Below are 13,541 nucleotides of genomic sequence, written 5' to 3' on the forward strand. Positions count from 1 at the left end.
ACGCAAAAAGGCCATCCTTGCGGATGGCCTCTTCACTTGTTTGATGCCTGGCAGTTCCCTACTCTCACATGGGGAGACCCCACACTACCATCGGCGCTACGGCGTTTCACTTCTGAGTTCGGCATGGGGTCAGGTGGGACCACCGCGCTAAAGCCGCCAGGCAAATTCTGTTAATCTGTATCAGGCTGAAAATCGTGTCTCTCTTCGCCAAAACACCTTCGGCGTTGTAAGGTTAAGCCTCACGGTTCATTAGTATCGGTTAGCTCAACGCATCGCTGCGCTTACACACCCGACCTATCAACGTCGTAGTCTTCAACGTTCCTTCAGGACTCTCAAGGAGTCAGGGAGAACTCATCTCGGGGCAAGTTTCGTGCTTAGATGCTTTCAGCACTTATCTTTTCCGCATTTAGCTACCGGGCAGTGCCATTGGCATGACAACCCGAACACCAGTGATGCGTCCACTCCGGTCCTCTCGTACTAGGAGCAGCCCCCCTCAATTCTCCAGCGCCCACGGCAGATAGGGACCGAACTGTCTCACGACGTTCTAAACCCAGCTCGCGTACCACTTTAAATGGCGAACAGCCATACCCTTGGGACCTACTTCAGCCCCAGGATGTGATGAGCCGACATCGAGGTGCCAAACACCGCCGTCGATATGAACTCTTGGGCGGTATCAGCCTGTTATCCCCGGAGTACCTTTTATCCGTTGAGCGATGGCCCTTCCATTCAGAACCACCGGATCACTATGACCTGCTTTCGCACCTGCTCGAGCCGTCACTCTCGCAGTCAAGCTAGCTTATGCCATTGCACTAACCTCCTGATGTCCGACCAGGATTAGCTAACCTTCGTGCTCCTCCGTTACTCTTTGGGAGGAGACCGCCCCAGTCAAACTACCCACCAGACACTGTCCGCAACCCGGATTACGGGTCTACGTTAGAACACCAGCCATTAAAGGGTGGTATTTCAAGGGCGGCTCCACGCAGACTGGCGTCCACGCTTCAAAGCCTCCCACCTATCCTACACATCAAGGACCAGTGTTCAGTGTCAAGCTATAGTAAAGGTTCACGGGGTCTTTCCGTCTTGCCGCGGGTACACTGCATCTTCACAGCGAGTTCAATTTCACTGAGTCTCGGGTGGAGACAGCCTGGCCATCATTACGCCATTCGTGCAGGTCGGAACTTACCCGACAAGGAATTTCGCTACCTTAGGACCGTTATAGTTACGGCCGCCGTTTACCGGGGCTTCGATCAAGAGCTTCGCGTTACCGCTAACCCCATCAATTAACCTTCCGGCACCGGGCAGGCGTCACACCGTATACGTCCACTTTCGTGTTTGCACAGTGCTGTGTTTTTAATAAACAGTTGCAGCCAGCTGGTATCTTCGACTGATTTCAGCTCCACCCGCAGGGGCTTCACCTACATATCAGCGTGCCTTCTCCCGAAGTTACGGCACCATTTTGCCTAGTTCCTTCACCCGAGTTCTCTCAAGCGCCTTGGTATTCTCTACCTGACCACCTGTGTCGGTTTGGGGTACGATTTCGTGTTACCTGATGCTTAGAGGCTTTTCCTGGAAGCAGGGCATTTGTTACTTCAGCACCGTAGTGCCTCGTCATCACACCTCAGCGTTAAAAAGGTACCGGATTTACCTGGAACCTCCGCCTACATGCTTAAACCGGGACAACCGTCGCCCGGCTAACATAGCCTTCTCCGTCCCCCCTTCGCAGTAACACCAAGTACAGGAATATTAACCTGTTTCCCATCGACTACGCCTTTCGGCCTCGCCTTAGGGGTCGACTCACCCTGCCCCGATTAACGTTGGACAGGAACCCTTGGTCTTCCGGCGAGCGGGCTTTTCACCCGCTTTATCGTTACTTATGTCAGCATTCGCACTTCTGATACCTCCAGCAACCCTCACAGGCCACCTTCAACGGCTTACAGAACGCTCCCCTACCCAACAACGCATAAGCGTCGCTGCCGCAGCTTCGGTGCATGGTTTAGCCCCGTTACATCTTCCGCGCAGGCCGACTCGACCAGTGAGCTATTACGCTTTCTTTAAATGATGGCTGCTTCTAAGCCAACATCCTGGCTGTCTGTGCCTTCCCACATCGTTTCCCACTTAACCATGACTTTGGGACCTTAGCTGGCGGTCTGGGTTGTTTCCCTCTTCACGACGGACGTTAGCACCCGCCGTGTGTCTCCCGTGATAACATTCTTCGGTATTCGTAGTTTGCATCGGGTTGGTAAGCCGGGATGGCCCCCTAGCCGAAACAGTGCTCTACCCCCGAAGATGAGTTCACGAGGCGCTACCTAAATAGCTTTCGGGGAGAACCAGCTATCTCCCGGTTTGATTGGCCTTTCACCCCCAGCCACAAGTCATCCGCTAATTTTTCAACATTAGTCGGTTCGGTCCTCCAGTTAGTGTTACCCAACCTTCAACCTGCCCATGGCTAGATCACCGGGTTTCGGGTCTATACCCTGCAACTTAACGCCCAGTTAAGACTCGGTTTCCCTTCGGCTCCCCTATACGGTTAACCTTGCTACAGAATATAAGTCGCTGACCCATTATACAAAAGGTACGCAGTCACACCACGAAGGTGCTCCCACTGCTTGTACGTACACGGTTTCAGGTTCTTTTTCACTCCCCTCGCCGGGGTTCTTTTCGCCTTTCCCTCACGGTACTGGTTCACTATCGGTCAGTCAGGAGTATTTAGCCTTGGAGGATGGTCCCCCCATATTCAGACAGGATACCACGTGTCCCGCCCTACTCTTCGAGTTCACAGCCTGTGTGCTTTCGTGTACGGGACTGTCACCCTGTACCGTGCGACTTTCCAGACGCTTCCACTAACACACAAGCTGATTCAGACTCTGGGCTGCTCCCCGTTCGCTCGCCGCTACTGGGGGAATCTCGGTTGATTTCTTTTCCTCGGGGTACTTAGATGTTTCAGTTCCCCCGGTTCGCCTCGTTAACCTATGTATTCAGTTAACGATAGTGCAACGAATTGCACTGGGTTTCCCCATTCGGACATCGCCGGGTCAAAGGTTCATATCACCTCGCCGGCGCTTTTCGCAGATTAGCACGTCCTTCATCGCCTCTGACTGCCAGGGCATCCACCGTGTACGCTTAGTCGCTTAACCTCACAACCCGAAGATGTTTCACTTCTGATTGCGAAAATTTGAGAGACTCGAACACACATAACATGTGTGTCGTTTCAATTTTCAGCTTGATCCAGATTTTTAAAGAGCAAATATCTCAAACGTCACCCGAAGATGAGTTTTGAGATATGACGGCAGGTGACTTTCACTCACGAACCAGCAAGTGGCGTCCCCTAGGGGATTCGAACCCCTGTTACCGCCGTGAAAGGGCGGTGTCCTGGGCCTCTAGACGAAGGGGACGTAAAGTCTCAATCGCAAGACGCCTTGCTATTTACTTTTCATCAGACAATCTGTGTGAGCACTGCAAAGGCAGGTTCTTTAAGGTAAGGAGGTGATCCAACCGCAGGTTCCCCTACGGTTACCTTGTTACGACTTCACCCCAGTCATGAATCACAAAGTGGTAAGCGCCCTCCCGAAGGTTAAGCTACCTACTTCTTTTGCAACCCACTCCCATGGTGTGACGGGCGGTGTGTACAAGGCCCGGGAACGTATTCACCGTAGCATTCTGATCTACGATTACTAGCGATTCCGACTTCATGGAGTCGAGTTGCAGACTCCAATCCGGACTACGACGCACTTTATGAGGTCCGCTTGCTCTCGCGAGGTCGCTTCTCTTTGTATGCGCCATTGTAGCACGTGTGTAGCCCTACTCGTAAGGGCCATGATGACTTGACGTCATCCCCACCTTCCTCCAGTTTATCACTGGCAGTCTCCTTTGAGTTCCCGGCCGGACCGCTGGCAACAAAGGATAAGGGTTGCGCTCGTTGCGGGACTTAACCCAACATTTCACAACACGAGCTGACGACAGCCATGCAGCACCTGTCTCAGAGTTCCCGAAGGCACCAAAGCATCTCTGCTAAGTTCTCTGGATGTCAAGAGTAGGTAAGGTTCTTCGCGTTGCATCGAATTAAACCACATGCTCCACCGCTTGTGCGGGCCCCCGTCAATTCATTTGAGTTTTAACCTTGCGGCCGTACTCCCCAGGCGGTCGACTTAACGCGTTAGCTCCGGAAGCCACGCCTCAAGGGCACAACCTCCAAGTCGACATCGTTTACGGCGTGGACTACCAGGGTATCTAATCCTGTTTGCTCCCCACGCTTTCGCACCTGAGCGTCAGTCTTTGTCCAGGGGGCCGCCTTCGCCACCGGTATTCCTCCAGATCTCTACGCATTTCACCGCTACACCTGGAATTCTACCCCCCTCTACAAGACTCTAGCCTGCCAGTTTCGAATGCAGTTCCCAGGTTGAGCCCGGGGATTTCACATCCGACTTGACAGACCGCCTGCGTGCGCTTTACGCCCAGTAATTCCGATTAACGCTTGCACCCTCCGTATTACCGCGGCTGCTGGCACGGAGTTAGCCGGTGCTTCTTCTGCGGGTAACGTCAATCGACAAGGTTATTAACCTTATCGCCTTCCTCCCCGCTGAAAGTACTTTACAACCCGAAGGCCTTCTTCATACACGCGGCATGGCTGCATCAGGCTTGCGCCCATTGTGCAATATTCCCCACTGCTGCCTCCCGTAGGAGTCTGGACCGTGTCTCAGTTCCAGTGTGGCTGGTCATCCTCTCAGACCAGCTAGGGATCGTCGCCTAGGTGAGCCGTTACCCCACCTACTAGCTAATCCCATCTGGGCACATCTGATGGCAAGAGGCCCGAAGGTCCCCCTCTTTGGTCTTGCGACGTTATGCGGTATTAGCTACCGTTTCCAGTAGTTATCCCCCTCCATCAGGCAGTTTCCCAGACATTACTCACCCGTCCGCCGCTCGTCACCCGGAGAGCAAGCTCTCCTGTGCTACCGCTCGACTTGCATGTGTTAGGCCTGCCGCCAGCGTTCAATCTGAGCCATGATCAAACTCTTCAATTTAAGTTTGATGCTCGTGAATTAAACTTCGTAATGAATTACGTATGTTCACTCAGAGACTTGGTATTCATTTTTCGTCCGAGGACGTTAAGAATCCATGTCACTTTGAGTGCCCACACAGATTGTCTGATAAATTGTTAAAGAGCAGTGCCGCTTCGCTTTTCGCTGCGGCGCGGGGTGTGCATATTACGCTTTCCCGCTTCAGAGTCAAGCGTTTATTTTCGCTTTTCTCTGCTGACCCGGCGGCGTGTGTGCCGTTGTTCCGTGTCAGTGGAGGCGCATTATAGGGAGTTATTCCGACGTGACAAGAGGAAATTTAAAAAAAGTTTCCATCCGCGTTTTTTTTCACCAATAGAGGTGAAATCAAGCTACAAATTGTTCTATTTGATGTATCTGCAACCACAATCACATTCGAGGTGGCATAATTATCAGCATGAATCTTTAAGGAATAAAAGCGATGCCATTAAGCGCACAACAGCTGGCCGCCCAAAAAAACCTGTCGTACGTGCTGGCAGAAAAGCTGGCTCAGCGGATTTTAGCGGGTAAATATGCCCCGGGTAGCATCCTGCCGGGAGAAATGGAGCTGGGTGAGCAGTTTGGGGTGAGCCGTACCGCCGTGCGCGAAGCGGTGAAAACCCTAACGGCAAAAGGTATGGTGCTTCCACGGCCTCGCATTGGCACACGCGTGATGCCACAGAGTAACTGGAATTTCCTCGATCAGGAGCTGCTCTCCTGGTGGATGACGGAAGATAACTTTCACCAGGTCGTCGATCACTTTCTGGTGATGCGCAGCAGCCTTGAACCTCAGGCATGTCTGCTTGCCGCCACGCTAGGAACTGCAGAGCAGAAAGCGCAGCTTAACGCGTTGATGGAAGAGATGGTGTTCCTGAAAAAACACTTCAACCGCGAACGCTGGGTTGAGGTCGATATGGCCTGGCATGAACACATCTATATGATGAGCGCCAATCCGTTTCTCACCTCTTTTGCCTCTTTATTTCATTCGGTGTATCACACCTACTTTACCTCTATTACACAAAACGAAGTGGTAAAACTGGATTTGCACCAGGCGATTGTTGATGCCATCCAGGAAAGCGACGGGCAGCGAGCCCTGAGTGCGTGCCAGGCATTGCTGGCCGCGCCAACCCACCAGCAGGTAAATAAATGACAACGAAAAAAGCGCGCAGCATGGCCGGATTGCCGTGGATTGCAGCCATGGCGTTTTTTATGCAGGCACTGGATGCCACCATCCTCAACACAGCGCTTCCCGCTATAGCGCAAAGCCTTAACCGCTCCCCGCTGGCGATGCAGTCCGCTATCATCAGCTACACCCTGACGGTCGCAATGTTAATTCCGGTCAGCGGGTGGCTGGCCGACCGCTTTGGCACCCGCAGAGTTTTCATGCTGGCCGTAACGCTCTTTACGCTCGGTTCGCTGGCCTGTGCGCTCTCCTCATCCTTAACGGAGCTGGTTATCTTCCGCGTATTGCAGGGCATTGGCGGCGCGATGATGATGCCTGTGGCGCGTCTTGCCTTGCTGCGAGCCTACCCCAGGAGCGAACTGCTTCCCGTGCTCAACTTCGTCACCATGCCGGGCCTGGTTGGCCCGATTCTTGGCCCGGTACTCGGTGGTGTGTTTGTCACCTGGGCTAGCTGGCACTGGATCTTCCTGATTAATATTCCAATTGGCGTTGTGGGACTTCTGTATGCCCGCAAATATATGCCGAACTTCACCACGCCAAGGCGCAGCTTCGACATGGGCGGCTTTTTCCTGTTTGGCCTGAGCCTGGTGTTATTCTCCAGCGGGATGGAGCTGTTTGGCGAGAAGATCGTCGCGACGTGGTTAGCGCTCTCCGTCATCCTCGGCGGTATTCTGCTGTTCCTTCTTTATATACGTCACGCGCGCCGTCATCCGACACCGCTGATCTCCCTGGGGCTCTTTAACACCCGAACGTTTTCCGTAGGGATTGCAGGGAACATTGCGTCTCGTCTGGGGACGGGTTGCGTACCGTTCCTGATGCCATTGATGCTGCAGGTGGGTTTCGGCTACCCGGCCCTGATTGCCGGGTGCATGATGGCGCCCACGGCAATGGGCTCGATTCTGGCAAAATCAACCGTGACACAGGTGCTGCGCTGGTTTGGCTATCGCAAAACGCTGGTTGGCGTGACGGTCTTTATCGGCCTGATGATTGCGCAGTTCTCGCTGCAATCCGCCGCGCTACCCGTATGGATGCTGATCCTGCCGCTGTTTGTGTTGGGCATGGCGATGTCAACGCAGTTCACGTCGATGAACACCATCACCCTCGCCGACCTGACTGACGAGAACGCCAGCAGCGGCAACAGCGTGCTGGCCGTCACACAACAATTATCGATAAGTCTGGGCGTTGCCGTGAGTGCAGCGGTGCTGAGGTTTTATGAGGGTTTTGACAGCGCGAATACCGTTGAGCAGTTCCACTATACCTTTATTACCATGGGCGCACTTACCGTGGTATCGGCGCTGGTCTTTATGCTGTTAAAACCGAAAGACGGCCGAAACCTAATTAAAGAGCGTCACAAAGAGAAAGCTAAACCGAACCGCGTTCCATCAGAACAGGAGTAAGCTGCAGGCGTTGCTGTTGCAGCGTGGGCTGCGCCATACGATGGATCAACACATCGATGGCCAGCTCGCCCAGTTCATCTTTTGGCTGATGGATCGTGGTCAGCGGCGGCGTCATGTAGCTGGCCAGTTCGATATCGTCATAGCCAATCACCGCCATATCATCAGGCACGCGTAGCCCCGCCTGATATAACGCCTGATAGGCACCAAACGCCATGGCGTCGTTGCCGATAAACACCGCCTGCGGACGCTGAGGCTGCGCCAGCAGCGTCTGCATCGCTTCAAAACCACCGTGAAACTCAAAATCACCGGTGATACGGTACCCTTCCGGCACGGAAAGGCCCGCCCGCGCCATGGCGGAGAGATACCCTTCCAGACGCAAACGCGCCGGGGTTTTATCCAGCGGACCGGTAATACAGGCGATGCGGGTATAGCCTTTATCAATCAGATACTGAGTCGCCATATCGCCGCCCAGCAGGGAGTTATCCTGAATGAGATCGCTGGTTCCGTCGAACGGCGCCCAGTCCATCATCACGGTGGGAATCGAAGGATAGCGCTGGATAATCTCTTTCGAGGGCTGGTGCGTTTCGGTGCAGAGCAGCAATAGCCCGTCGACGCGTTTTTGCATCAGCGTTTCCAGGTTACGATTCATGCGCTGCTCGTCACCCTCGGTATTACACAGCACCAGGCTGTAGCCACGCTCGAAGCAGCTGCGCTCCACGCCGCGAACCAGTTCTGAATAAAAGGGGTTGGTACTGGCGGTGATCAGCATACCGATGGTGCGCGTCTGGTTGAGCTTAAGGCTGCGCGCCAGCGCAGACGGCGCATAGTTGAGTTCTTTTACCGCAGCTTCGACTTTCTCCCGAATCGCCTCGCTGACGAAGCGATCGTTGTTTATAACGTGGGAGACCGTCGAGGTAGAAACACCCGCCATGCGGGCGACATCTTTCATTGTGGCCAAGCGTTACCCCTGCTGACTTAAGAATTCATCGATCTCTTTACGCCACGGAACGGAAGGCTGGGCGCCCTTGCGCGTTACCGCAATCGCGGCAGCAGCGTGAGCGAAGCGAATAGCGTCATCCATTCTCTTGCCTTCCAGCAGCGCGGTGACCAGTGCACCGTTGAAGGTATCTCCCGCTGCGATGGTATCAATCGCTTTGACCTTAAAGCCCGGCACGCGACGGCCTTCGCCATTGACGCTTGCCCACACCCCACGGCTACCAAGGGTGATAATCACGGTACCGATGCCCTTATCATGCAGTGCACGCGCGGCTCGCGCAGCATCGTCATCATTTTCTACGCTAATGCCCGTCAGCTTTTCGGCTTCGGTTTCGTTTGGCGTAATGATGTCCACCAGCGCCAGCAGCTCGTCTGATAATACACGGGCCGGGGCCGGGTTAAGTACGACAGTGGTATGATTTTCATGCGCAATTTTCGCGGCAGCCAGAACGCTTTCAACCGGTGATTCCAGCTGCATCAGCAGGGCTTCCGCTCCGGCGATGATGGCACGTTGCGCTTCTACGCGCTCCGTCGTCAGCGCAGCGTTAGCGCCAGCATGAATACCGATAACATTCTCACCTTCAGCGTTGACGAAAATCAGCGCCACGCCGGTCGATTCCCCTGCAACCACGCTGACCGGTGCGATATCGATATTATCGCTCGCCAGCTGTTTGCGTACGCGCTCGCCGGTATCGTCATCACCCGTGCAGGCGATAAACGCAATTTTCGCCCCGCTGCGACCCGCAGCGACAGCCTGGTTGGCACCTTTACCGCCAAATGCCACCTGATACTGGTTACCCGTGACGGTTTCGCCCGGTGCAGGGAACGATTCAAGGTTAAGAATGTGATCGGCATTGATACTGCCAAGGACGACGAGGTTGCCTGCGGTTTTCATGGTTGGGTTGTCCATCTGAGAGCGCCACCGGTGTTACCCGGTGGCGTATGCCACACTTTTCTTTATTGGTGTCCCTCAGGCAGCCAGCGACTGCCTGATTCGCCTTTTACTGCTTAATGACCAGCTTCAGGTCAACCGGGTATTTGGCCTGAACTTTTTCGCCCTTCAGCACTTTGTCGGCAGTTTCAACGCCAGTGGCGCCAATCTGCTCAGGCAGCTGAGCGATGGTCGCAGCCAGTTTGCCATCGTTTACTGCTTTTTCACCATCCGGCGTGCCGTCAAATCCGACAACCATCACATCAGATTTACCTGCAGTCTGCAGGGCACGCAGCGCGCCCAGCGCCATTTCGTCGTTCTGCGCGAACACGGCCTGCACGTCAGGGTGTGCGGTCAGCAGGTTCTGCATAACGTTCAGACCTTTAGTACGGTCGAAGTCGGCCGGCTGGCTCGCCAGCACGTTGAATTTGTGCGCAGCCACAGCCTGCTGGAAGCCTTCACCACGCTCGCGGGCTGCAGACGTACCGGCAATCCCCTGCAGTTCGATAACTTTCGCGCCTTCGCCGGCTTTCTTCGCGATGTAATCACCCGCGATTTTGCCGCCCAGCACGTTATCAGACGCAATGTGGCTAACAACCTCGCCTTTCGTTGCCTGGCGGTCCAGAGTGATCACCGGAATTTTCGCCTGGTTTGCCATTTTAACGGCGTTACCGACGGCGTCAGAATCGGTTGGGTTGATCAGCAGAATTTTGGTGCCACGAACGGTTAAGTCCTGAACGTTAGCCAGCTCTTTCGCCGGGTTGTTCTGTGAATCCAGTACCACCAGGTTGTAGCCCAGTTTGTCCGCTTCTTTCTGCGCACCGTCCTTCAGGGAGACGAAGAACGGGTTGTTCAGGGTAGAGACAACCAGCGCGATGGTATCTTTCGCCATGGCGTTAGCACTTACGGTTGCGCTCAGCGCGACAGCAGAAACCAGGGTAGCCAGTTTTTTCATGTTCATATCTAAGATGTCCTGTAGTGTCGTCAGTTACTGTTTTTTGTTGTCTACCAGTACCGCCAGCAAAATCACCACTGCCTTAACGATCATCTGGTAATAGGAGGAAACACCTAACAAATTCAAACCATTATTCAGGAAACCAAGAATCAGTGCGCCGATCAATGTCCCAACAATGCGACCTTTACCGCCCGCAAGACTCGTACCGCCCAGAACCACTGCCGCAATGGCATCCAGCTCATACCCCGTACCTGCCGTCGGCTGCGCAGAAGAGAGGCGCGCCACTTCGATGATACCTGCCAGCGATGCCAGCAGACCGCACAGGGAGTAAACGATAATTTTGACTTTATTAACGCTGATCCCGGACAGGCGCGTTGCCGCTTCGTTACCGCCAAGCGCATAAATATAGCGGCCCAGACGGGTGTGGTGCAGCATGTACCACGCCGCCAGGAAGACGATAGCCATGATCCAGACCGGGGTCGGAACACCCAGCGGGCGACCGATACCGAACCAGCCAAACAGATCCGCGTTATCGGTAAAGCCGGTATTAACCGGGCTGCCGTTGGTGTACACCATGGTCACACCGCGCAGCAGCAGCATCATCACCAGCGTGGCGATAAACGCCTGAACGCGGCCTTTTGCCACAATCACGCCGGTTACGGCACCAATCGCCGCGCCTGCCGCCAGGGCAGCGGCCACGGCCACCAGCGCGTTGGCTTCAATGCCGACAATCGAAGCGGCGATCGCGCCGGTGAGCGCCAGCAGGGAACCGACGGACAGATCGATACCCGAGGTCAAAATCACCAGCGTCATGCCGACCGCCATAATGGCGTTCACAGACGTCTGCTGCAGAATGTTGAACAGGTTATTTACGGTGAAAAAGTTCGGGCTCATGGTCGACACAATCGCGATCAGCACCAGCAGGGCAATCAGCGATTTTTGTTCCATCAGCCATGCCTTTGTGAAATAGCGGCGACCAGAAACAGCCTGGGTAGTCATCTTCTTACTCCTGATTCACGCGATTAAGCTTGCCCACAGCGGCAGCCATCAGAACTTCCTGGGTGGCCTGCTCGCGAGTGAATTCACCGCCGAGATGCCCTTCATGCATGACGATAATGCGATCGCTCATGCCTAATACTTCTGGCATCTCGGAAGAGACCAGAATGATGCTCAGACCGTCGGCCTTGAACTGGTTAATCAGCTGATAAATCTCTTTCTTCGCGCCCACGTCTACGCCGCGGGTTGGCTCATCGAGGATCAGCACTTTCGGGCGCGTCATCAGCCCGCGCGCAATCGCCACTTTCTGCTGATTACCGCCGGACAACAGGCCAATCGCCTGCTCCATCGACGGGGTCTTGACGTTAAAGAGGCGGATAAAATCGCTGACCGCCTGCTGCTCATCTTTATGCTTCAGGCTACCGCCGCTATGGCTGAAATAGCGCAGCGCGGTCAGGGACATGTTCTCTTTAACCGACATCCCCAGCACCAGGCCGTCGCGTTTGCGGTCTTCGGAGATATAGACGATGCCGTTCGCCAGACCATCCTGCGGAGAGCGGGTGACCACTTCATGACCGTCAAGGGTGACATAACCGCTGGTGCGCGGCAGTGCGCCGTAGAGCACTTTCATCAGCTCGGTACGTCCCGCGCCCATCAGGCCCGCCACGCCCAGGATCTCGCCCTGGCGCAGGGTAAAGGTGACGTCGTTCACGCCAGGACCGCAGAGGTTGTCCACCTTCAGGCGGATCTCTCCCGGCGCTTTATCCAGATGCGGATACTGATCTTCGAGCTTGCGTCCCACCATCATTTCGATGAGCGTATCTTCGGTCAGCGTGGCGACTTCGCGCTCGGCAATAAACTGCCCGTCGCGGAAGACGGTGACGTCATCGCAGATCTCGAAGATCTCTTTCATGCGGTGAGAGATATAGACAATCCCGCGCCCCTGCGACTTCAGCTCGCGGATAACGCGGAACAGGGATTCCGTTTCAGTATCGGTCAGGGCGTCGGTCGGTTCATCCATAATGATGACCTTCGACTCAAAGCTCAGCACCTTCGCGATTTCCACCATCTGCTGATCGCCAATGGAGAGATCGCCTACCAGGCGGTCGCTCTTAAAGCGCAGGTTCAGCTTCGCCAGCAGCTTGTCCGCCTCGGCATACATGGTTTTCCAGTCGATTTTGCCGAACCGGTTAACAAACTCGCGGCCGAGGAAGATGTTTTCCGCAATGGTGAGCTGAGGAATGAGGTTCAGCTCCTGGTGAATAATGCCGATACCCGCTTCCTGAGAAGATTTCGGGCCAGTGAAGGTGGTCTCTTTGCCCAGCCAGACGAGTGAACCGGCATCGCGTTGATAGATACCAGTCAGCACTTTCATCATGGTGGATTTGCCGGCACCGTTTTCCCCCACCAGCGCCATCACGCGCCCGGGGTAGACGTTCAGCGCCGCGCCGGAGAGGGCTTTTACGCCCGGGAACGACTTATCGATCCCTTTGAGTTGCAGTAATGCGTCCATGATGGCCTCAGAATGTGACGCCAGCACAGAGAATGATATTCGCATACGGGGAACACTCCCCGCTGCGAATCACCGCCTGACTGTCTGCGGTTTGTTGTTTGAACTGTTCATGCGTCGTGTAACGAATTTCTATGGTGTTTCCCTGGTGTTGTTGCAGTTGCTCAATATGGCTGAGCAACGTTTCGTGGAGTTGCGGATTATGTTGTTTGATTTCCGCCGCGAGAATGGCGGTCTCAACCTGCATCTCCGCCGTCACAACTTCCAGTACCTGCATAAACGAGGGTACACCCTGCGTTAACGCCATATCGATACGGGTTGTGCTGCGCGGAACCGGTAAGCCTGCATCGCAAACCACCAGCGTATCGGTATGCCCAAGACGGGAAATAACCGATGAGATTTCTGAGTTGAGTACCGTGCCTTTCTTCATTTTCTTGCTCCACTAGCGAAACGTTTCGCTAAAAATAGTGTAGCGCCAGAAATGTTCAGAAAACCATCATGACGTAACAGATTTGTGATCGACGTCGAAACGTTTCGCTAAGT

Annotated in this window: 8 protein-coding genes, 1 tRNA gene and 3 rRNA genes; 2 read left to right on the forward strand and 10 right to left on the reverse strand. The window is 54.6% G+C overall.

The annotated features are described in order from the left end of the window. Positions 1-45: 45 nt before the first annotated feature. The 4 genes from rrf to F0320_RS21535 all read right to left on the reverse strand — a co-directional run bounded on the left by rrf (position 46) and on the right by F0320_RS21535 (position 5,018). Positions 46-161 (reverse strand): 5S ribosomal RNA (rrf, locus tag F0320_RS21520). 67 nt (positions 162-228) lie between these two features. Beyond that, a 23S ribosomal RNA gene (locus F0320_RS21525) occupies positions 229-3,134 on the reverse strand. 182 nt (positions 3,135-3,316) lie between these two features. Beyond that, a tRNA-Glu gene (locus F0320_RS21530) sits at positions 3,317-3,392 on the reverse strand. Between the two features lie 84 nt (positions 3,393-3,476). Next, positions 3,477-5,018, reverse strand: a 16S ribosomal RNA gene (locus F0320_RS21535). The 16S, 23S and 5S rRNA genes sit together here with 1 tRNA gene alongside, the layout of an rRNA operon. 454 nt (positions 5,019-5,472) lie before the next feature. Between F0320_RS21535 and F0320_RS21540 the strand changes: the two genes are divergently transcribed. After that, a complete protein-coding gene (locus F0320_RS21540) occupies positions 5,473-6,180 on the forward strand; it encodes a FadR/GntR family transcriptional regulator (RefSeq protein ID WP_023309775.1) in 708 nt (235 codons plus the stop codon). Next, positions 6,177-7,610 carry a multidrug transporter subunit MdtD gene (mdtD, locus tag F0320_RS21545; protein ID WP_126330318.1) on the forward strand — a complete coding sequence of 478 codons (1,434 nt, stop codon included), beginning with the start codon at positions 6,177-6,179 and terminating at the stop codon, positions 7,608-7,610. The genes F0320_RS21540 and mdtD overlap by 4 nt, the downstream gene beginning before the upstream one ends. On the opposite strand, the gene rbsR is transcribed toward mdtD, so the two are convergent. From rbsR to rbsD, 6 genes are all read right to left on the reverse strand, one after another. After that, on the reverse strand, positions 7,576-8,568 hold the full coding sequence (rbsR, locus tag F0320_RS21550; protein ID WP_028017751.1) for a ribose operon transcriptional repressor RbsR: 993 nt from the start codon (positions 8,566-8,568) through the stop codon (positions 7,576-7,578). The two genes, mdtD and rbsR, sit on opposite strands and share 35 nt — an antisense overlap. Positions 8,569-8,571: 3 nt before the next feature. Beyond that, the gene (rbsK, locus tag F0320_RS21555; RefSeq protein WP_126330541.1) at positions 8,572-9,501 is read right to left on the reverse strand and encodes a ribokinase; all 930 of its coding nucleotides are present in this window, start codon (positions 9,499-9,501) and stop codon (positions 8,572-8,574) included. A gap of 106 nt (positions 9,502-9,607) precedes the next feature. Beyond that, entirely contained in the window at positions 9,608-10,498 is an 891-nt protein-coding gene (gene rbsB / locus F0320_RS21560) for a ribose ABC transporter substrate-binding protein RbsB (protein WP_010426610.1), read from the reverse strand. A 27-nt stretch (positions 10,499-10,525) separates the two neighbouring features. Then, a complete protein-coding gene (rbsC, locus tag F0320_RS21565; RefSeq protein ID WP_126330320.1) occupies positions 10,526-11,491 on the reverse strand; it encodes a ribose ABC transporter permease in 966 nt (321 codons plus the stop codon). A gap of 4 nt (positions 11,492-11,495) precedes the next feature. Beyond that, a complete protein-coding gene (gene rbsA, locus F0320_RS21570) occupies positions 11,496-13,001 on the reverse strand; it encodes a ribose ABC transporter ATP-binding protein RbsA (RefSeq protein ID WP_032662095.1) in 1,506 nt (501 codons plus the stop codon). Positions 13,002-13,008: 7 nt separating this feature from the next. Continuing rightward, complete coding sequence (gene rbsD / locus F0320_RS21575; RefSeq protein ID WP_045631285.1) at positions 13,009-13,428, reverse strand: D-ribose pyranase; 420 nt, start codon at positions 13,426-13,428, stop codon at positions 13,009-13,011. Positions 13,429-13,541: the final 113 nt, after the last annotated feature.

The organism is Enterobacter dykesii, from assembly GCF_008364625.2.
Lineage (GTDB): Bacteria > Pseudomonadota > Gammaproteobacteria > Enterobacterales > Enterobacteriaceae > Enterobacter > Enterobacter dykesii.

Coding starts and splice junctions, on each gene's coding strand:
- F0320_RS21540 (WP_023309775.1), top strand. CDS start 5,473: ATGCCATTAAGCGCACAACAGCTGGCCGCCCAAAAAAACCTGTCGTAC.
- mdtD (WP_126330318.1), top strand. CDS start 6,177: ATGACAACGAAAAAAGCGCGCAGCATGGCCGGATTGCCGTGGATTGCA.
- rbsK (WP_126330541.1), bottom strand. CDS start 9,501: ATGAAAACCGCAGGCAACCTCGTCGTCCTTGGCAGTATCAATGCCGAT.
- rbsB (WP_010426610.1), bottom strand. CDS start 10,498: ATGAACATGAAAAAACTGGCTACCCTGGTTTCTGCTGTCGCGCTGAGC.
- rbsC (WP_126330320.1), bottom strand. CDS start 11,491: ATGACTACCCAGGCTGTTTCTGGTCGCCGCTATTTCACAAAGGCATGG.
- rbsA (WP_032662095.1), bottom strand. CDS start 13,001: ATGGACGCATTACTGCAACTCAAAGGGATCGATAAGTCGTTCCCGGGC.
- rbsD (WP_045631285.1), bottom strand. CDS start 13,428: ATGAAGAAAGGCACGGTACTCAACTCAGAAATCTCATCGGTTATTTCC.